At 48.1% G+C, this 19,187-nt stretch carries 17 protein-coding genes and 2 pseudogenes; 7 read left to right on the forward strand and 12 right to left on the reverse strand.

What is annotated here, in order from left to right; translation table 11 throughout:
• The 9 genes and pseudogenes from T411_RS0114345 to T411_RS0114390 form a co-directional block, all read right to left on the reverse strand.
• The coding region (locus T411_RS0114345; protein ID WP_027694901.1) for a glycoside hydrolase at positions 1–2,069 on the reverse strand (2,069 nt) is incomplete at its 3' end.
• A gap of 88 nt (positions 2,070–2,157) precedes the next feature.
• The gene (locus T411_RS0114350; protein ID WP_000562692.1) at positions 2,158–2,988 is read right to left on the reverse strand and encodes a DUF2861 family protein; all 831 of its coding nucleotides are present in this window, start codon (positions 2,986–2,988) and stop codon (positions 2,158–2,160) included.
• Entirely contained in the window at positions 2,985–3,635 is a 651-nt protein-coding gene (locus T411_RS0114355) for a response regulator transcription factor (protein ID WP_000821694.1), read from the reverse strand. The genes T411_RS0114350 and T411_RS0114355 overlap by 4 nt, the downstream gene beginning before the upstream one ends.
• Positions 3,632–5,086, reverse strand: coding sequence for an ATP-binding protein (locus T411_RS0114360; protein ID WP_000173586.1), 1,455 nt, complete (start codon positions 5,084–5,086; stop codon positions 3,632–3,634). Before T411_RS0114360 ends, T411_RS0114355 begins: the two co-directional genes overlap by 4 nt.
• 102 nt (positions 5,087–5,188) lie before the next feature.
• Positions 5,189–5,701: pseudogene (locus T411_RS01000000119530) on the reverse strand (cupin domain-containing protein).
• 194 nt (positions 5,702–5,895) lie between these two features.
• Positions 5,896–6,405, reverse strand: a complete 510-nt coding sequence (gene copI / locus T411_RS0114370) for a copper-resistant cuproprotein CopI (protein ID WP_000592762.1) — start codon at positions 6,403–6,405, stop codon at positions 5,896–5,898.
• Between the two features lie 109 nt (positions 6,406–6,514).
• Entirely contained in the window at positions 6,515–6,871 is a 357-nt protein-coding gene (locus T411_RS01000000119535) for a hypothetical protein (protein ID WP_154095519.1), read from the reverse strand.
• Between the two features lie 159 nt (positions 6,872–7,030).
• Positions 7,031–7,573: a GNAT family N-acetyltransferase gene (locus T411_RS0114385; RefSeq protein WP_001011716.1), complete on the reverse strand. Its 543-nt coding sequence runs from the start codon at positions 7,571–7,573 to the stop codon at positions 7,031–7,033.
• A gap of 10 nt (positions 7,574–7,583) precedes the next feature.
• Positions 7,584–8,762, reverse strand: a complete 1,179-nt coding sequence (locus tag T411_RS0114390) for a MerR family transcriptional regulator (protein ID WP_000280874.1) — start codon at positions 8,760–8,762, stop codon at positions 7,584–7,586.
• A 183-nt stretch (positions 8,763–8,945) separates the two neighbouring features.
• Between T411_RS0114390 and T411_RS0114395 the strand changes: the two genes are divergently transcribed.
• Complete coding sequence (locus T411_RS0114395; RefSeq protein WP_000181106.1) at positions 8,946–9,326, forward strand: hypothetical protein; 381 nt, start codon at positions 8,946–8,948, stop codon at positions 9,324–9,326.
• A gap of 59 nt (positions 9,327–9,385) precedes the next feature.
• On the opposite strand, the gene T411_RS0114400 is transcribed toward T411_RS0114395, so the two are convergent.
• The gene (locus tag T411_RS0114400) at positions 9,386–10,159 is read right to left on the reverse strand and encodes an AraC family transcriptional regulator (protein ID WP_000974583.1); all 774 of its coding nucleotides are present in this window, start codon (positions 10,157–10,159) and stop codon (positions 9,386–9,388) included.
• A gap of 101 nt (positions 10,160–10,260) precedes the next feature.
• Between T411_RS0114400 and emrD3 the strand changes: the two genes are divergently transcribed.
• The 5 genes from emrD3 (at position 10,261) to T411_RS0114425 (ending at position 17,162) form a co-directional block, all read left to right on the forward strand.
• On the forward strand, positions 10,261–11,400 hold the full coding sequence (gene emrD3 / locus T411_RS0114405; protein WP_000850833.1) for a multidrug efflux MFS transporter EmrD-3: 1,140 nt from the start codon (positions 10,261–10,263) through the stop codon (positions 11,398–11,400).
• Between the two features lie 303 nt (positions 11,401–11,703).
• Positions 11,704–13,614: a methyl-accepting chemotaxis protein gene (locus T411_RS0114410; protein WP_001893372.1), complete on the forward strand. Its 1,911-nt coding sequence runs from the start codon at positions 11,704–11,706 to the stop codon at positions 13,612–13,614.
• Between the two features lie 15 nt (positions 13,615–13,629).
• Positions 13,630–15,303: a pyridoxal phosphate-dependent decarboxylase family protein gene (locus T411_RS0114415; RefSeq protein ID WP_000020017.1), complete on the forward strand. Its 1,674-nt coding sequence runs from the start codon at positions 13,630–13,632 to the stop codon at positions 15,301–15,303.
• 164 nt (positions 15,304–15,467) lie between these two features.
• Positions 15,468–16,637: a D-alanyl-D-alanine carboxypeptidase family protein gene (locus T411_RS0114420; RefSeq protein WP_001883103.1), complete on the forward strand. Its 1,170-nt coding sequence runs from the start codon at positions 15,468–15,470 to the stop codon at positions 16,635–16,637.
• 177 nt (positions 16,638–16,814) lie between these two features.
• The gene (locus T411_RS0114425; RefSeq protein WP_000422463.1) at positions 16,815–17,162 is read left to right on the forward strand and encodes a helix-turn-helix domain-containing protein; all 348 of its coding nucleotides are present in this window, start codon (positions 16,815–16,817) and stop codon (positions 17,160–17,162) included.
• Positions 17,163–17,256: 94 nt separating this feature from the next.
• Here T411_RS0114425 and T411_RS0114430 read toward each other — a convergent pair whose 3' ends face one another.
• Positions 17,257–17,691, reverse strand: coding sequence for a hypothetical protein (locus T411_RS0114430; protein ID WP_000439044.1), 435 nt, complete (start codon positions 17,689–17,691; stop codon positions 17,257–17,259).
• Positions 17,692–17,907: 216 nt separating this feature from the next.
• On the opposite strand from T411_RS0114430, the gene T411_RS0114435 reads away from it, so the two are divergent.
• Complete coding sequence (locus T411_RS0114435; protein WP_000754256.1) at positions 17,908–18,627, forward strand: carbonic anhydrase; 720 nt, start codon at positions 17,908–17,910, stop codon at positions 18,625–18,627.
• Between the two features lie 286 nt (positions 18,628–18,913).
• On the opposite strand, the pseudogene tnpA reads toward T411_RS0114435, so the two are convergent.
• Positions 18,914–19,187, reverse strand: a pseudogene (gene tnpA / locus T411_RS01000000119540) (IS200/IS605-like element IS1004 family transposase); the annotation flags it as partial.

Raw genomic sequence — 19,187 nt, forward strand, 5'->3', positions numbered from 1 at the left:
TCCAGCCAGCGAAAATCGACCAAGGCTTTATCCCACAACTGCTCATGCAAGGGCAAAAACCCTTGTTGATAGTGCTTGAGCTGCTCGATACGCGCGGAGTTTTTACGCGTTTCATCGCGGCTTAAATGCACCATCGCCGGAGTGTTAAACAGCATGGCACGCAAATCACGCACGGCTTTGACATTCGAAAACTTCAAACTGTCGCTGTGCCAGTGGTGGCTACTGATCAGCTCGTCATGAAACACCGCTTGATAGAGCGGCACTTTATACTCAGGGGCAAACAGTAAGCTGCGATAAGGCTCTTTGACTTGCGCTGATTTAAAGAAAAAATCCGGCTTTTCATCGGGATACCAGTTCCCCAAATAATAGGGTGACTGCTTGTCACTCTTCATCGCTTGGTCTGTCCAGCCAAAGCCGACTGTTTCCATACCATGAGCAAACACCAGCCCTTGAGTGGTTAGGGCATTGCCATCTTCCGATCCCAAAATCAGCTTCGGCGTGTTTGCAATATCCTGCATTCGGGTGTTAAAGGCGGCTAGCATCGCGGTTTCGTTGCTGCGCGAGCGGTAATCTTCCCGCGCCATGGCGGTGCCATCCACATCGAGAAACAGGCTGTTAAAGTGCCCGAAATGGAGAATATCTTGCACGCGCTGTTTAACGTAACCGAGTTCACAGGCGGGATTGAGATAAAAGCCGTTACCGCGAAAGCCCAGTTGCAACGTGCCATCGGCTTTTTCAATCGCGCAGTTTTCGCGCATGCGATCCGGCAGCTGCGCGGTCAGCCAACTGTCGTTGATGCCTTTTTCAATCGCGGTGTTGTATGAGTCATACACGCCAATCAGATAGCCGGCTTGTTTGGCGCTATCGACCACTTGCGGCTGATAAAAAGCTGGCATCCAGTTATCGAGACCTAGCCAGAGTTTGCTTAATCCCGCTTGCTGTAGGGTGCTGATCATGGGTTGCGCTAACCCTTGTCCCCATTGATCGCTCGGTTTGAGGTATGCGCCAGCGTGTTCAGTCAGCCACGCTTTGCGCTGCTGCGCGGCTTGGTACTGCGCTTGAATGGACGCCTGATTGGCGTTGAACTTCTGGTTCAAGGCTTGGTTTATCTCACCGACCAGCAATTTTTTCTGATACTGATTAAGCCAGTCTTGGCCTTTTTTTAGGCTCGCCAGTTCCTTTTGTAATTCTGGTGAAGGGGTAAACTCAGAGCGCCAAAACCAATCGCGCAGCCCCCACCAATCCACCACATCTTGCACTGCGATTAAATCACGCCCGAATAGATAGACGTGGCTTGCGCCAATCATTTTTTCGATCTGCGGATTTGCCTTGCGTTTTTCCGCAAGTGAAACACGCAGCCCCGCCGCTTCGCGCCAGTCGCGATACGCTTTGGCTCCGGCCAGCATCTCATCGCCCACGGTGATGCGCACGCTAAAAGGCTCACTTTGGTTCAGCGGGGTAAACCAGTGCTCCGCTTGTAAGTCCAGCTTATTTTGCTGCTCACTAAAGTGCAGCTGGTTATTGGTGGCGTTGAGCAGTTGATAGCTGATGAAGTGTTCGCCCTGCTGCGCGCTCCAGAACGGCATTTTGAGATCTTGCGTGGTATTGGCACCCGAATGATTGTCTATCAAATAACGTGTCCAAGTCGGGTTATCGGTTGGCACTCGCATTCCTTCGTCAAACGGCAGTAAAAGCGTTTGGGTCGATGCTTCACTGAGATCAAACCAGCGCAGTGCTTTAGGAGCTTGGCGTTCAATCTCATGAGCACTTGGCCAGCGAAAATCGATGTTCAACCCTTGTTGTAACTGTGCAGACACTTGCACGCCACTTGGCTTAAGTGTCCATGTCGCTTGCTCGGCGCTTTGGGTTAATTGCGTTGCCTGTTGTGTCTGCCCGTCAATCTGTAGGCAGCCTTGGTTGATAGCGAAAGTTTGTGAGTCTTGCTTGAGGATGATGGCCAGTGTGTCGGGGTCAATCTGCCAGTGCTGATCGCCCTGTTTTAAGGTCAACGCAAAGCTCGGCGCGCTCACCAGCAGCAGTAGCCCCAGTGAGGAAAAGGTTAATTTCATATCGGTCTCCTATCGTGTAACCCAGATATTTAACCTCGTCCATCGATAGGTTTTGTCACCAGTATGTCTTTCCCTCTTTTGCCTGAACTTAGTCAATGGGTATCGTCAGGCGCTGCATTTGCTCCACGCGAATGGTGCCTTGGTATTCACTTTGGATAACGCTGAGGCTACGCCAGCGCGCTTGAGAAGGGGCTATGGGTGGGGCAGGATGCTGATCACGGTTGACGGTTTGTGAGTGCAGCAGGGTAAAGTTTTGATCAAAAAATTGCCAACGAGCCAGTGACGATGCGCAGCCCGAAGGCGTGGCGGGGAAGCGGATAGTGAGATCGGCCGCGCTGGATTGTTCAATCCACGGTGTGCTGGAAGGGGCCGAAATCAGCAGCGCCATGCGCTGCTCGCCCAGCGTGAGCCAATAGACACCTGCGGCATACGGCGAGAGAAGATCGCGACTTTCCACTTCGGCGTAATCGGCAGGCGCAAGCTCTGCTGCTAACAAGGTTGCACCTTGCGAAGATGCCAGACGCACCGCCAGCGGCTGGCTGAGGTTTTCGGCGCTCAGCCTCACTTGGTAGCCTTGAAAGGTCTGATTGAACTTATGAATAAAAGTCACCGCAATCGCAAGATCGTTAAGCGATGCACTTGGCAGTGCTTGTCCACATTGGGTTTGACTGAGGATGGCCTCTTTAATTGGTTGCCAAAAAGGCTCGGCTACGGGCGTGGTAGACAGTGTGTGGATGAGCTCGTGCCACGCTTGCGTGGGATGCCCCTCAACCAATAGCTGGTAACTGCTTTGCAGCGGTGTGGTGCGAAACCAAGCATGGGTGGGGCTTGGCGGCGTTTCCGCTATCGCGGCGCCGCTTAGTAATGCGCTGAGTATGCCAAGTCGCGCAATGTGATTGCGAAAAGAGGCGCAGATCATACGGAGGCTCCTTTGAGGCGATAACCGACGCCGCGCAGGGTCTCGATATCCAGTTGTGGCAGTTTTTGCCGCAAATGCAAAATGTGGTTATCCACGGTGCGTGTGGTCGGGAAATATTGATAACCCCAAATAAGATTGAGCAGCTCATCACGGTGATAAACGCGCCCCGGATTTTGCAATAGCATCAGCAGCAGTTGAAACTCTTTCGGTTTGAGCTCAACCGGCGTTTGGTTATGCAGCACAGATCGATTAGCCACATCGACCACAATATCCGCGTAGCTGAGTACGCTACTGCCGAGCGGGCGCAGTTGCGCTTCGATGCGTGCCAGCAACTCTTGGTGGGAAAAGGGCTTGAGCACATAATCTTTCGCCCCCGCTTTGAGCCCTTCAATCCGTTGCTCCACTTCAATTTTGGCGGTCAGTACGATCACTGGCAGGGCTTTAAGCATCAACCAGTGCGGCAGATGTTTCAGGCTGTCACCATCGTGCAATTGCCGATCCAAAATCACCAGATCGGTACTGAACCAGTGCTTTTCGACCTGTTGGCTCTGCGTTACCCACTCGCATGCATAACCATGGTCATGCAGATAATCGCGCAGACCTTGGCCGAGTAAGGTGTCATCTTCAATCAGCAAAATACGCTTCATAGCGGCAGCTCCAAAATACAACGGGTTGGATGACGACGGATAACCAGTTTGCCGCCCATTTGGGTGATGAGTTTTCGCACCAACTGTAAGCCAACGCCCATGTTATCTGTGTTTGGGCGAGAGTGAGTGTCTTGATGCCTCGAAAGTCGTTTGCACAGACGTTGGTAGAAAGAGGGAAATTCACCGCAATCTTCCACTTCAATGCGCAGCGTTTGTGCAACCACACTCACCGTCAGGCGAATGGGCGGCACGCCATGCTGCTTGGCATTGCTGAGTAAGTTGGTGACGCACAGCCCAAGCCAGTAATAAGGTAGTGCCAGTATTGAGTCGTGTTTGAGATGAAGCTCAACCTCAAAGCCCTCGATACAATGCTCGATGAAGTCACTCAACTGCGCTGGATGGCGCGCCATGGTGTCGTGGCTTGGGCTCAAGTAGTGGCGACTGGTTTCGCTCAGTTGTGCTAGCCGCTGATGATCGGCCATTAATCGCCATAAGCTCTCTTGCGCCTTGGGGGATAACTCATCAAATTGGCTGCGTAGTGATTCGACGGTAAACCCTAAACTGGTGATGGGCGTGCGCAGTTCGTGAGTCAGCAGTTGCAAAATAAAGCGCCGCTCGCGCCCTTCTTGATAGCGCAGCCAAAGTGAACGCAGCGCAGCGCCAAACGCAAGCAACACGCCGATCACCAAACCGCTATACAGTAACGCATGACTGCTGACTCGCTGATTAAAGCAGAGGTTGCTGTAACGCTCATCGCAAGGCTTGTGCGCTTGATAAGGCTCAAGCGTGAATGGCAGTGGTGCGGTGAGTGCGCGCCACTGCACGCTCGAAAGCACATGCCAGCCCGCTTCGCTGCTTAGCCACAGTTCATCATTTGGCGCAAGATAAAGGCGAAAACCGTTGAGCAGTGCATCTACCCCCGCAGCGCCCGGTCGTTGCCACAAGGTATGCAACGGATGATAGCGGCTCGCCAAAGTAAAACGTGTTGGATGCGTCGAAGCAAAGCTTGCCTGTTCTGAATCCGGTAAGTGTTCAATATAGCGATCTGCGTAGCTGCCTCCCGCCGGATGTTGCCACGCAACACGTTGAAACCACTCTGCGCCGAGCGGCGTTTGGCGACATAACGCCAACTCAAATTCGACCGCTTTCGCCAAATACGGCGAAGAGGAGTTTCGCGGCTGGCACTGCTTGGCCGTGGCGGCTAAATCTGCGATGTCTTGCCAGGTATATTGAGTAAAATCAGGATATTGACTGTGACTGCTGAGTAGCGCAAACGGGTATTGATTGAGGGTTTGGCTCGCCACCAGTGGCGTGCTTTGCTGCTCAAGTGCTGCGCGATAAAAAATCGACCAGCGCTGAGTTTCAGGCAGGTCAATATTGGCCAGTGTGGGCACTGCCCATAAGCTACACAGTAAGAGGCTTAACCAGCGGTGAGTCAGCAGCAACGTCATGATTTAAATACTTAGAATTGGGTTCATGCCAATAGTAGCCGCTTCATCACAAGATTTGTAATTTGGGTGTCAACAAATCTGCTGATCAAACGCCGTGATCGCTTAGAACGGCCCGTTGTTAGCACGAAGCCTGTCCGGTAAACCATCGTGATCACCCAGCTCGCGATCGGGCACATCATGCCAGTTGAGCTTGCCAAGGCGAGCATTACGTTCGGGATGAACGGCGTAGTGAATGCGGTTATCTTCTCGTTCGGTGTCTCCGATACACAACAAGCGGACGATCTGGTCGGTATTGTTGATAAAGGTATGTGCGAGACCATCCCCCGCTTTGAAGCCAACCGAGTCGCCCGGCTGTAGTCGATAGAGGACGCCATCCAGCCAGACATCGGGTGTGCCTTCCAATACATGCACAAATTCATCTTCCGTTTTTTCCGCGTGAGGCCAACTGGTGCGATGTCCGGGCTCGACAATTTCATGGTGAATGCCGATCCGCGCGAAGCCAAAATAGTGACCAAGCGCGCAGCCAATAGACAGCGGCTCTTGGCTACCAGAGTAGTAACGAGGCTCCTTTTCCTATAGTTCACTCCAATGTTTGATGCAGGGATGACGATCCATTTTCTTCTCCTGTTGTTGCGCCAGTGCTGGGGTAACCCAATTTCAGGCATAGTAATGATTTTGCAATTGAATTTGTAATCCGAGTGTCAACAAATAGGAAAGAGGAGGGAAGTTGGCAGCAAAGTCTGTTTTTATACTCTCCTTTGCTGCCAATAGTGGATTAATCACCACCGATATAGATTGAGATCAATCGGTTATAACTCGATGCTTTTCACCATTCCCGCTTCAGCGTGGCCGGGGATGTTACAAGCAAATTCCACCTTGTTATCACCTTGGAAATGCCACAGCAGCTCTTTGGTTTTGCCGGGTTTTACGGTGACTGTGCTGCCGCTGTCGTGTTCATGGTTACCCATTTGACGCATCATTTCACGGTGTTTCAGTTGCTCCACGGCGGAGCCAATCGAAAATTCGTGATCGATTTTGCCTGTGTTCATCACCACAAACTGAACCACATCGTTAGGCTCAATGGTGACGTCTTTTTTGAATGTGATCTTCATGTCATCACTCAAAATGACGTGCACCACTTTGTTTGCTTTCGCCCCCGGTGCGGGCATGCCTACATCAGACATGCCTTCCATACCCATCATTTGAGAATGATCCATCGGCATCGCCCCGTGATCCATTTTTGAGTGATCCATCGAGTGCGCAAATGCTGTGGTGACAGTAAAAGTCAGTGCTATCACAAGCAGTGTTTTTTTTATCATGGTTAGGTTCCTTGTTCGGGTTTTGTTTTGATCAGTTGTTTAAATTATGGCGTGAAAATACACATCACGTTTCACAGGGGAGCAGTGACAAGCAGAGTTGTTGATTGAGTTAAGCGATTGGCGGTCGATAGAGGGATTGCTGCCTTTGAATCACGGATTTTGTGGATTCATAGGGAATCAAAGCCAGTTGGTATTCTGTAGGTAGGCTATAGGTGGTTTGCGATAAAAGCGCCAACACACTCACGCATGCGGCGCTACAACAATTATGTATAGTGGGACTATCACTCGTGCAATGGTTTGAACTTATCTCCATTGAGGTATGGTTCATCTGCATGGTGGGAGACATTTTGCTTGCATCCATCATCACGCAACCGGAAGGCGCTTCAGCTTCGGATTGGTAAGTGGAGGCACTGATCATTGGCCAAGTCATTAAAGGCGCGCTTGAAGCAATACTGGAACTCAGCATGGCAAACAGGCTGATAAGAGCGATCCAGAAGATGCGAACAGAAGAAAAACGCATTGTGTGCCTTGAATGAAAAACTTAGTCGCACTTTAAAGTTTTACCCTAGGGGAAGGTCAAGTGATGAATATCAAATAAAACCCAAGAGCTTTCCCTAATTTAAGCCTACCAGTAAATAGGATTTGCTATCGCCTCTAAGCATGTGGGTTTACCGCTGATCGGGGTGATCGCTTTCCCTGTTAACGATTGAGCAAGCCAACCTTCAGGATAGGACAAAGTCAATGGTGCTTGAATCCTCTCTTCATTAATCGCAGTAAATCCGACTTTGGAGTAAAAGCGAATATCGCCGTAGGTCATAACAATACTGACACCTTTTGTTTTTAACGCCTCTAATCCAAAACGGATCAGAGCTTGTCCAATGCCTTGACCGTGCCATTTCGTTGCCACCGCTACTGGCGCGAGAAGAAACACGTTTTCCTCATTAGGAAATGAGAGCTTGGAGAAAAGGATGCTGCCGACAACGCGTTGGTGGTCATCACATGCGACAAACACGAAAAGATCATCTTCTTGAAGGGGTTGGCTGAGAAAATCGGAGACCAGCGTTCCGATCACAGTGCCTTCTTCTGACCCTTCAGAATCAGAAAAGGTGTTTTGGAACAGGTTGATAATCTCTGGTTTTTGCTGTGATTTGTATAAAGAAAAATTCATTCTTAAGTCTCTAGTGATTAAGTTTCAAAACAAAGTACTGATAAGTAAAATCTTTGGCAGCACTTCGTTCATAGATAGCAATCTCCTTTTCTATGTCAGACAAGGCTTGGGAGTTTGTCAGCCGAAGTTTTAACTCTTGGACGCGGTTTTGCAGCGGTAACCAGTAGTTTTGCCATGCATCGATGCCTAATGAGAAATGCTCCATCACCTCATACCCCAGTTTTTTGAAAAGCTTGATTCGAGAAGGTATCGATTGGATATCTGGGTATTCGGATTGCCAAAATTCTTGAGCTTCCGGTTTTGGATTCTCAGTGAGCCAGACCAAATCACTGACCATCAAGATAGCGTTATCGGCTAAAAAAGGTTTCCACTGCTTGAGTGCGTTCTCCATACCCATGATGTAGACACAGCCTTCTGCCCAGATTGCATCAAAGCTTTTCGCTGCAAAGGGGAGCGCTGTCATGGAACCCAATACCGGGGATATCTGCTCTTTCCATGGTGAGTGCTGGCGTTGCTTCTCAAGTTGCTCAATCGCGATGGGTTCATTATCGACGGCAGTAATGTGCGCCGAACTGTTTTCAGCCAGCAGGAGTGTCGAAAGGCCCGTTTCGCAGCCGATGTCGAGGATGTGCTGCATGTTTTGCATCGACATCAAGGAAATGGCTTTTAAGCTATCTTGCTCACTACCGGGGCCCCAGTGTTGCAAAGAGGCAAAAACCGTCATGAAATCTTGCATATAGATGTCGTGTTCATTCATATCTTTCGATAACCATTTTAATCGGAGCGCCTCTTTTTCACTGTAACCTTGCGTGTTTAGCCAACTTAAGTAAGCGTTTGGCGCATGTTTACTGAGAGAGTGGTGTAACTCTCTTTGTGGACGTTCGCCGAGCAAGGCTAAAAGCAATTCTCGAGCACGAACCTTTTTCTCAATTTCATCATCGAGTTGGCTTAAACGTCTTTCCAATAGGGTTCGGTCTAGTTTCGCCTGTAAGCACTCTTCACACTCTTTTAATGAGAGCCCCGCACTCTGAAGCTGTTGGATAAGAAACAGTTGCTGCAGATCACTCTCGTTGTAATAGCGATAGCCATTATCAAGACGTTGTCCCCGAATCAACCCTAACTTCTCGTAGTAAAGCAGTGTGGTTCGAGAGAGCCCCGCCTTAACCGCTAATTCTGAAATTAAATACATGCTTTATCTGAGCTCAAAAGGCAGAATATGCGGCTAGTATGAACTGTAGAGCTATAGACAGGTCAAGCAGTGTTGAGCGATTTTTTACGCACACACTCAGAGATTCTTTCCTCATGATTAAGATAGTAATTTGCGAGAAATCGCGCATAATCTTGCTACTTACTCTGAAAGAAGACATGACCTATGACCAATTTTCAATATTACTTTCATCAACTGCCTTGTTTTGACTGTAAAAAAACCACCGTTAGTACGGATTTAGGCTGGTTAACGGCGGCGATGAAAGAGGATGTATTAGCACAAGTGGCAGAGCTGATTGCACAAGACAACGTTGAGCCAGATCTTTCCGTGAACGTGACTTGTACTAAAGAAGAAGCGCGCGATTACTTATTACTGAACTTCTACGGTTACTCAGAAGAAGAACTGGCAAATCAAGTAGAAGCGGAAGATGAGCAAGAAGTCGCGGATGAAATCGCAGAACTTGTGGCAGAAGGTAATGGCGCAATTGTGTTTGAACACGAAATCGCGCTGCAAAGTTGTACCGATTGCGATATGGATGAAGCGTAATCCTTCAGCATAACAACAGAATGCTTTCATAATTTAAGGCGTTAGCAGAGTTCAATCGGCTAACGCCTTATTTTTATAAAGCTTAAGGGTGTCTGGCCAGTCTGTTTTTTAAAAAAGGCGATGAAGGCACTATCCGATGAAAAACCAAGCCAATCCGATACCTGATTCACGGGTGTCTCTTTTGAAAGCAGTTCAATCGCTTTTAATAAACGCCATTGTTGTTTCCACTCTTGATATGACATCCCTGTTTCGGCTTTAAATAACCGAGTCACGGTTTTGCTACTCGCTCCCACTGAGTTGGCTAGTGACACAAGGTCGGGTGCGAAAAACGTCGCTTGCATTAACTGTTTTCGGAATACCTTAAATCGACGATTTGTTGGCAATGGGAGGTGGAATGTCTGGCGTTGAGCCGCATAGAACTCTTCCCAAAATAAGGTGGTGGTATTGTTCATGCTCTCTTGTGGGGTATCCCATGACCATAGTGCCATCTTATCAATCAGCGCTTTGAGTAAAGCGTTCACTTCAATCATGGTGATGTGGTCTGGGCACTTAAAGGCATGGCAATCAAAGTAGATTGAACGATAAGCAACGACATTGGTCATGATGGCGCGATGTCGAGTGCCGGACGGTATCCACACCGCTTTGGTCGGCGGCAGAATACAGATTGAATCGTCTAGAGCGAAGCGAATGCAGCCTTGAGGAGCAAACAGCAATTGACCTTTCTGGTGCTGATGTAGCCCAGAATCGTGATTGCCTATGTCAGCGGCAATGCCCACTACGCAAGCGGGTAAGCGATCTGGGTCGAATGAGGTCTGTTGATCAATAATGGCCATCTTGTCCGATTTTTGATGTTTTTGGTATTTATGTTGTTAATGGGGAGAGAGTAGTCCTCTTTATACTGCGCGCCAAGTAAATTCATGAATGAGGACTTGATATGAAGACGAAGCCTTCTCTCTGGTTGATGGTGATTATGTTGATGTTTCCACAAATCGTCGAAACCATCTATAGCCCGGTGTTGGGCTCTATTGCGCGGTCATTTTCGGTGAGTGATGCCCAAGCCGCTCAAACCTTGTCGGTCTATTTTTTGGCTTTTGCATTGGGAGTGGTGATATGGGGAGTACTCGCGGATAAATGGGGGCGTCGGCCTACTATGTTGGTGGGCCTACTGATTTACGGGAGCGCTACATTTATCGCAATGCAGACAGACAGTTTCACTATCTTGATGTTAGCACGAGTATTCAGCGCCTTTGGTATCGCTGTCGGTTCCGTGGTAACGCAAACTATTTTACGCGATGTGTTCAGTGGTCATGAACTGAGAAAAGTTTTTAGTTTAATGGGGATAGGTATATCTATAAGCCCAGTGCTAGGGATGTTGCTTGGTGGGCAGTTAGCGTTTGCAGGTGGGCATCAATTAGTTTTTCTGGCGCTATTTTTTATAGCTCTGGTGCTGTTCGTTTATAACTTGTGTCAGCTTCCCGAAACGCAACAGGTCAAGCCGAAGATCGCATTGGGTTGTTTAGTGGCTCGAATGTTTAAAGATAGACAAGTGCTGCTTTCAGCACTGCTAGTGGCGTTATACAACGTGGCCTTATTTTCTTATTACCAGCTTGGTGCCTTTATCTTTAGCGATTTGGGGTTAGATGCGGAACAGTTTGGCTATAGTGGTATTGCACTTGGCCTCGGTAGCTTAATCGGGAGCTTTCTTAACAAAACGTTGCTTGCTAAACAGGTGCCACAGCGTGCGCTGCTTTTACTGGCAGCACTGTTATTAATCATGGGAACTATAGGCGTATCTTTGACGCTTGATTCGATCGGTTTTGTGGCCGCAATGATATTGGTTGTGATCGCTTATGGTATGGCGATTCCGAATATCTTGAGCACTGCACTGGTGGAGTATAAATCGCAAGCAGGGAGTGCTGGAGCGCTGTTTGGCCTGCTCTATTATCTTTTGATTGGTAGTGGTTTGGCGCTCACGGGTTTAGTACAACGTTTAGGTGTCGTGCTTCTGATGTGCGCTGGTATCACCTTGTTGGCAACCTTAGCTCGCTCTAGTCACATAGCCCGTCTACCATGAGGTTTATGAGAACCTTTGTTGAGAGTTATCTTTGGCACTCAACAAAGGTGAACTGACACCTTCAGATACCCTCATCGCATAAAATTCACGAATGATAATATTATTGATATTCATGGTTTTAATTTAATTTTGTCCTCCAAAGCGCTGGATATTTCTGTGATAGAGCTTGCATATCTTGAATCTATGAACCAACTTTTAAAGGTTGGCTAGGTGGCTCTCGTGTCATTTCATTCTATTACTCTAAGACTCGACCCCACCTGAAGAGGAACCGCAATCACATGCATGAAAACGGCAGGGGGAGTCATGACTCTAGGATTCAAAGGAAGAATATACGCCAGTGTGGTCATTTTAGTGACCATATCGCTGATGGTGTTAGGTACGATTAATATGCTCTCTCTCAAACGAGAGATGATTGATTCATTAACGACCGAAACGCAAAACAAGCTCAATTACCATGTGTCAGAACTCGAGTTTTGGGTGAAAAGTCGTTACGAGGCCGTATCTCGTGGTGCGAACTTGTTTACTCCAGAGTTATCGGATACCGATAACCTCAATAAAGTACGACTTTTGGCGGAAGCGGCGCAGATCACCAATGTGATTGCGGCCTACGAAGATGGTCGCTCTTATATGTCGATGGACAAAGAGGGGGGAGTGACGACAAATCGGTTTAAATTTACTGACCGTGACTGGTATCAACAGGCCAAAAGTCGTCGTAGCCCATTTTTGACTGAGATTTATCAAGATCAAGTCACTGGCAAAAAAGTGATCAGTGCGGTTAGCCCGATTCTTCATCAAGGCCAATTTGTGGGGGCTTTGCTGGGTGACTTCCAGCTTGATGACATCATCACTCAAGTGAGTAACATGCGTTTTGCCGGAGGCGCAGCGACACTGACCGATAAAAATGCGGTGTTTTTTGCCAGTGATGATCCCAACGATATTGGCCGCACCCCTTCCCAAGTCAGCCCATCGTTTCGCGAAATGGAAGCTGGGTTTCACCGTCAAGAGAGTGGACATCTTTCGTTCCCGTACCTAGGGATTGAATTTGATGGTTACTACAAACGTGTCAATCTAACCGATGATATGTACTGGACCTTGATGGTGTTTGTTGATAAAGCCACCGCATTAGCGGATGTCGATGTCGCCGTAGCGAATGCGATCACAACTGGGATAGTACTTATCGGGATCAGTGTTGGGGTGATTATCTTCATTATCAATCAAATCTATAAACCTTTGCTGCGTTTGAAAGTCGCGGTTTTGGATTTGGCTCAAGGCAGCGGGGATTTAACTCGTCGCTTAGAAGTGAATGGTAATGATGACTTGGCGCAGATCAGTGAAGGCTTCAACCGTTTTTCAGGTAATTTACAAAACATGATGCTGCAGATTTCCGATGCAACACAGATCATATCAAGCAGCATTGAGCAGTTAAGCCAGACGGCGAAAGAGAACGAACAGATGTTGATTTCTCACTCTTCCGAAACCGATCAGGTGGTTACTGCGATCACGCAAATGAGTGAGAGTGCGCGCACGGTTGCGGAAAGCGTCACGCAATCAAATCAGATCACAGAAGCCGCGAGCAAAGAAGCGCAGCAATCTTTGGTGATTGTGAATAATGCCGTATCTACGGTGACTTCTTTGGTCAACGATGTGGAAAATATGTCCGAAAGCATCTCTAACATGAATCGTGATGCAAACAAAATCAGCGAAGTGTTGAGTGTGATTGGCGCAATCTCAGAACAAACGAACCTGCTGGCTTTAAACGCTGCCATTGAAGCGGCGCGAGCGGGTGAACAAGGTCGCGGTTTTGCGGTGGTGGCCGATGAAGTGCGTGCCTTAGCGGCAAGAACGCAAAATAGCACCACGGAAATCTCCGATATGTTGACGAAATTGCTGGAAGGTACCGACAGCGTCGTGGGTGCAATGGAGCGTACTAAGCAGCAGTGTCAAACGACGGCGGATAAAACCTCTGAAGTGTCAGGCAGCCTGAATATGATGAGTGCATCGGTGAGCGACATTGATGATCTCAGCACACAAATTGCGGCGGCGACAGAGCAGCAAAGTACGGTGGCCGCAGAGCTTAGCCGTAACATGCTCTCAATCCGTGAGATAGTCGAGTCTCTTGTGGTCAGCGGAAGACAGACCGTAGGCGCGACAGAATCGCTTTCTCACTCGAATCATGAATTAGAACAGCTAGTAGGCAAATTTAAACTGCGTTAATTAAGGTGTTCAATCATGAGTCATGTGTTATCTGATCGCTGGTTGGCGCTGTCTGCCAACCAGCTCAATCCGCGTTTCGAGCAACATTACTTCGCCGTAAAAGCGAAGTTTTTTTCCCGCGATCCGGCATTGTGGCCGCTGTATCGTTCGTTGGAAATCCAACCGCTTTTACAGTCGCGTCGAGAGTCACCCGTTTACGATCATCATCTGTTTAAACAACTGACTACTCGAGAGGAAGTGCCCCCTTTTTCACGTTACCAAGGCAAGCCATTTGATGAAGTGGCTCTTTATGCCGCTCAGCATTCGAAAAATTGGGACGATCCTCGCTCGGTCGAGAATGTGATTTCAACCCCGAGTGATCCCGCTATTCACGGCGCATTACTGGCGATGATTGCCAATCCCAATTTGGTGTACGGCGAATATTCGGGTATGGCGGCAGAGTTAGAAAAGTTGGTGGTACGGCAAATTGCTTCACTGGCGGGCTATTCTACCGAGCAGGCGACTGGAATTTTTACCCAAGGGGGGACGTTTTGTAATTTATACGGATACCTGCTTGGGCTGCGCAAAGCATTACCCAGTTCCATTTCTCAAGGTATCTCGACAGGTTCCTTGCGGATGCTGAATTCGGAGGCAGGACACTACTCGAACATGACAAACTTGGCGCTGCTCGGGATCAGTGTGCAATCACAGGTGATCCGTGTCCGAGTCAATGACAATAACGAAATTGACTTGATTGATCTGCATCGCCAACTCAGTCGCTGCTTTGAGCAGGAGCAAGTTGTGCCAACCATCATGCTCACGTTTGGTACGACCGATACGTTTGCGCTGGATGATATCAAAGCGGTGTATGACATCCGTGAATCGCTCTGCCATCAATACGGAGTGCGTCGTAAACCGCATATCCATGTTGATGCAGCGGTAGGGTGGAGTTTGCTGTTTTTCGCAAGTTACGATTTACAGCGTAACCCGTTGGCGATTAATGCTGCGACCTTATCGGCCATCACCGAATGGCTACCTAAAATTCGTGCGCTGCAGTGGGCGGATTCATTTACCGTGGATTTCCAGAAATGGGGTTATGTACCCTACACCTCCAGTTTGGTGATGATAAAAAATAGGCATGATTTACAGGCACTCAAATCTGATCCCAGTTATTTCTCCTATTTTGAAACTGCGCGGCAACAAGAAACGCATTTACAAGCCACGATAGAATGCTCACGCAGTGCAGTTGGGGTGTTTGCCGCCTATTCAGCATTGCAAATGATGGGGATTGATGGCTATCAAACCATCCTCGCGCATGGCTTACAAAATGCCAGTTATCTGCGTGCGCAGTTGGCGACACTGGCGCACTGCAAACTGATTGCAGAACAAAATCATGGTCCGAGCGTGGCATTTCGTCTCTACCCCCCGAGTGTAAAATCGGCTCATGACGCGTTCGCTCTAGAGATGGATCTCTGCCAACATCCAGATTATGTCGAGAAGATGGTGACTCACACTCTGTATCATCGTAGCCACTTTCTTGCGCGTAAGGGGCAAACCTTAAACAGTAACTGGGTTGAATCACTAACGCGTACCCATTACGACCCTGAGGGACACTGCTTGCATTTGCCGGGAGAAAAAGTGGTATTGATGAACCCGCATACCATGCGCACTCATTTGGATGCTTTCATTGCAGAAATGAGCCTCAGATAGGCATTCTTCATGACTGACCGGCTGAGTGTGGTGCGCTAAGCCGGTTGGGATCTGTAACACAATGTAAGTACTCGGCCTGCAACTGTAAGAGTTAGTAAAGAGAAGCTGTGCTAAAGTCGCAGTTGGTTATACTGCTTGCTTAGTATTTTATTGGGGGACACGTTATGACCAGCACCAAGTTTCTCGTCAGGTTTTCAATGGCTTGTATGGCATTTGTGCCAACGTTAGGTTTTTCCGCTTTGACCGTCGTACCCGAGCCGCCACAATTGGCCGCTAACGGTTATGTTCTAATCGATTTCCATACAGGTAAAGTTCTGGTCGAACACAACGCACATCAAAAACTCAATCCGGCCAGCTTAACCAAACTCATGACCTCGTACGTCGCAGGACAAGAGATGAAGCGTGGCAATATCCATGCGGATGACCAAGTGCGGATCAGCAATAACGCATGGGCCAAGAAATTTCCAGATTCATCAAAAATGTTCATTGAAGTGGGCACTTACGTCAATTTGATGGATCTTTACCGCGGCTTGATCGTGCAATCAGGGAATGATGCCAGTGTGGCGATTGCCGAGCATGTCGCTGGATCGGAAGGGGCGTTTGTGAGTCTAATGAACTCGTGGGCGCAGCAATTGGGGATGAACAATAGCTCGTTTGCTAACCCTCACGGGCTGGATAATCCCGCTCTGTACAGCACACCCTATGACATTGCGTTACTGGGCCGTGCGATTATTCGCGATCTACCGGAAATCTACCCGCTGTACAGTGAGCTTTCATTTACTTACAACGGCATCACTCAACACAACCGTAATGGTCTGCTGCGCGATCGCAGTATGAATGTTGACGGCATGAAAACAGGTTACACCAGTGGTGCGGGATATAGCTTAGCCAGCTCGGCCACCAGTGGCGAGATGCGCCTCATTTCAGTGGTGATGGGGTCAAAAAGCGTGAAGAGTCGTGAGGCAGAAAGTAAACAACTGCTCAGTTATGGTTTCCGTTTTTACGAAACGGTGACACCACATCAAAAAGACACGGTGATCCAGAATCAGCGTCTCTGGTATGGAGATAAAAACGAAGTGGCGTTGGGCAGTGCTGATACTGTCTACTTAACACTGCCGCGCAGCGACGTGAAAAAACTCAATGCTGTGATCCAATTGGATCAAAACCTCGAAGCGCCGATCGCCAAAGGTGATGTAGTAGGCTCGATTTTCTACTACATTGATGAAGAAAAGGTCGGCGAGGCCAAATTGGTTAGCCAAGAATCTGTCGAACAGGGCGGGATCTTTAAACGTCTGATGGATTGGTTCAAGCTGCTCTTCTCTGGTTGGTTTTGATCGCAGTCTTTGGTCAATTACCCTTATCGATAGTATTCTCACTACAAACTGGGATTTTGATCTCAGTTTGTGGTTCGATGATCAACACACATCGCAAACTCACACCAGATTGACACGTTGCTCTAAAAATTCTGGCATGGTATCGGCCATTCGCAACAACGACGAGGAGAGGCAGAAATGGAACTGAACCAAGAAGACCGTAAGGCACTGTACGACGTCTGGATGACTAAGAAAGCCAAAATGCACATGACTCAGATGGAGATGACTAAGCGCCTTGGTGTGAGTCAGGGAGAGTTTTCGGAGCTACTGCGTGGTGATGCGCCGCTGTCTATGTCTTTCGTCAGTCGTTTTTGCCAGCACCTCCATGTTGAGCCGCACAACGTATTACCTACGCTAAAACGCAAAACTCGCTCTGGTGAAAAGCTTGTGCATCTGCAAAACCGCGTTACCGTCGATGGGGATATTAAACGTGTTTATGTCGAAGGAAATCAGGTGATCATCGAGTACACCCATCTCGCCAAATAACCTGACTGGTTAAGGGCTCGCTCCTCACGGTTGGCTTTATAGATACTCTCTCATCCAGTGGCAGTAAAAGATCTGCCACTTTTTATCGATAGACTTACAATTCCGCGTAACGATACAAGAGTTCGGTCAACTGGGTTGACCATGCCAGAGCGTTTTCTGGTTGTGTCGCGATCAGTTTTTCTACTTCCGCACAATGGGTTTCTAAATCCACACTCTGCTCTAAATGAAAGGCAATGGCATAAAAGTGCCACATCAAAAGGCGTGTCATGCGCTGGGTATTTTGCATCGCTTGATCTGAGCCTTCAAACATCGCAGGTAGCTGGCCTAAAGCGATCGCGTGCATTTTCACCATTGCATCAATATGTGCCATGTGTGCTTTTTCTTCGCCTTCAAATTCTTCATCATCAAAGCGGTACAACTCGCGTAAAGTCTCTTCGCTGATCAAACGGTGCAAAATGCGCAAACTGAATTCGGTTAGCTCTTGTTTATCCATTGCACGCAGGCATTGATAAGTGTAGTCACGCTCCATGGCATTACTCTTCTTTGGGTCATAACAGGAGGCGACATTGTAAAGAGTTTTTGAGTGAGTGCCAGTCAATCTTATTTGAGTAAGTTGTCGATTACATTCGGCCGTGATGAGTTTCTAGAATCTTATATTCCGAACATATTCATTTTGTCTACCAATACTATTCTGCATCATGTCAAACCTAAACCATGATTCAATCAACCAGTTAAGTGAGGGACTATGAAAAAGACAACGTGGGTATTAGCGATGGTAGCCAGTATGAGCTTCGGCGTACAGGCTTCCGAGTGGGGGTATGAAGGAGAGCATGCTCCGGAGCATTGGGGCAAAGTTGCCCCTCTTTGCGCAGAGGGTAAAAATCAAAGCCCGATTGATGTCGCGCAAAGCGTAGAAGCGGATCTACAGCCTTTCACGCTCAATTATCAAGGGCAAGTGGTTGGGCTGCTCAATAACGGGCACACTTTACAAGCGATAGTCCGTGGTAATAACCCACTGCAGATCGATGGCAAAACGTTTCAGCTTAAGCAGTTTCATTTTCATACCCCTTCTGAAAATTTGCTAAAAGGAAAACAATTCCCACTGGAAGCGCATTTTGTTCATGCCGACGAGCAAGGCAATCTGGCGGTTGTTGCGGTGATGTACCAAGTGGGGTCGGAAAATCCGCTGCTTAAGGTTCTCACGGCGGATATGCCGACCAAAGGGAATTCGACTCAGCTCACGCAAGGGATCCCTTTGGCTGATTGGATCCCAGAATCGAAGCACTACTATCGTTTCAATGGTTCATTGACTACGCCGCCTTGCAGTGAAGGTGTACGTTGGATTGTGTTAAAAGAGCCAGCACATTTGTCGAATCAACAAGAGCAGCAGCTTAGTGCCGTGATGGGACACAATAATCGACCCGTACAACCGCATAATGCTCGTCTTGTCTTGCAAGCCGACTAAATACAAGGCTTAGCAGGCATAAAAAATGGCGTCCAAGAGGACGCCAAAACCTTCGCAGAAATTAAATTCACAGAAGTTAAATTGGGACGAGAAAAGTCTCACAACAGCGATGATAAGCCGTGTGGCTGGTCATCCTTTACTGCCGCCTGTCAACGTTAACTTTGTGATTTGACGAGAAGATGTCTGTTTTGCTGCGATTTGATGACGTCTCGAAAAAAGCTATAAAAATCCGCCTTCTTAGAAGGCGGTTTTAATATAAGCCCCCTAAAAGGGGGCCACGACGCTGTTAGTCTCTCAATAACTCTAACTGCTGCTCTTGCTCAAGCTCTTTTTTGTCTTGATGCCGTACATACCGTCTAATGATTTCTTCATTTACACCTACCGTATCCACAAAATAGCCTCGCGCCCAAAAATGATTTCCCCATAACTTTTTCCTGATATGTGGAAACTTGTTGAATAGCCTAATTGCACTCCTACCCTTTAAAACTCCCATCAACGTCGAAATCGATACTTTGGGCGGAATTATCGCAACTAAGTGGACATGATCTGGCTGAACATTG

The organism is Vibrio cholerae ATCC 14035, assembly GCF_000621645.1.
GTDB lineage: Bacteria > Pseudomonadota > Gammaproteobacteria > Enterobacterales > Vibrionaceae > Vibrio > Vibrio cholerae.

Coding starts and splice junctions, on each gene's coding strand:
- T411_RS0114385 (WP_001011716.1), bottom strand. CDS start 7,573: ATGAATTTTTCTTTATACAAATCACAGCAAAAACCAGAGATTATCAAC.
- T411_RS0114400 (WP_000974583.1), bottom strand. CDS start 10,159: ATGGCCATTATTGATCAACAGACCTCATTCGACCCAGATCGCTTACCC.
- copI (WP_000592762.1), bottom strand. CDS start 6,405: ATGATAAAAAAAACACTGCTTGTGATAGCACTGACTTTTACTGTCACC.
- T411_RS0114435 (WP_000754256.1), top strand. CDS start 17,908: ATGAAAAAGACAACGTGGGTATTAGCGATGGTAGCCAGTATGAGCTTC.
- T411_RS0114360 (WP_000173586.1), bottom strand. CDS start 5,086: ATGACGTTGCTGCTGACTCACCGCTGGTTAAGCCTCTTACTGTGTAGC.
- T411_RS0114390 (WP_000280874.1), bottom strand. CDS start 8,762: ATGTATTTAATTTCAGAATTAGCGGTTAAGGCGGGGCTCTCTCGAACC.
- T411_RS0114420 (WP_001883103.1), top strand. CDS start 15,468: ATGACCAGCACCAAGTTTCTCGTCAGGTTTTCAATGGCTTGTATGGCA.
- T411_RS0114395 (WP_000181106.1), top strand. CDS start 8,946: ATGACCAATTTTCAATATTACTTTCATCAACTGCCTTGTTTTGACTGT.
- T411_RS0114355 (WP_000821694.1), bottom strand. CDS start 3,635: ATGAAGCGTATTTTGCTGATTGAAGATGACACCTTACTCGGCCAAGGT.
- T411_RS0114350 (WP_000562692.1), bottom strand. CDS start 2,988: ATGATCTGCGCCTCTTTTCGCAATCACATTGCGCGACTTGGCATACTC.
- T411_RS0114410 (WP_001893372.1), top strand. CDS start 11,704: ATGACTCTAGGATTCAAAGGAAGAATATACGCCAGTGTGGTCATTTTA.
- T411_RS0114415 (WP_000020017.1), top strand. CDS start 13,630: ATGAGTCATGTGTTATCTGATCGCTGGTTGGCGCTGTCTGCCAACCAG.
- T411_RS01000000119535 (WP_154095519.1), bottom strand. CDS start 6,871: ATGCTGAGTTCCAGTATTGCTTCAAGCGCGCCTTTAATGACTTGGCCA.
- T411_RS0114425 (WP_000422463.1), top strand. CDS start 16,815: ATGGAACTGAACCAAGAAGACCGTAAGGCACTGTACGACGTCTGGATG.
- emrD3 (WP_000850833.1), top strand. CDS start 10,261: ATGAAGACGAAGCCTTCTCTCTGGTTGATGGTGATTATGTTGATGTTT.
- T411_RS0114430 (WP_000439044.1), bottom strand. CDS start 17,691: ATGGAGCGTGACTACACTTATCAATGCCTGCGTGCAATGGATAAACAA.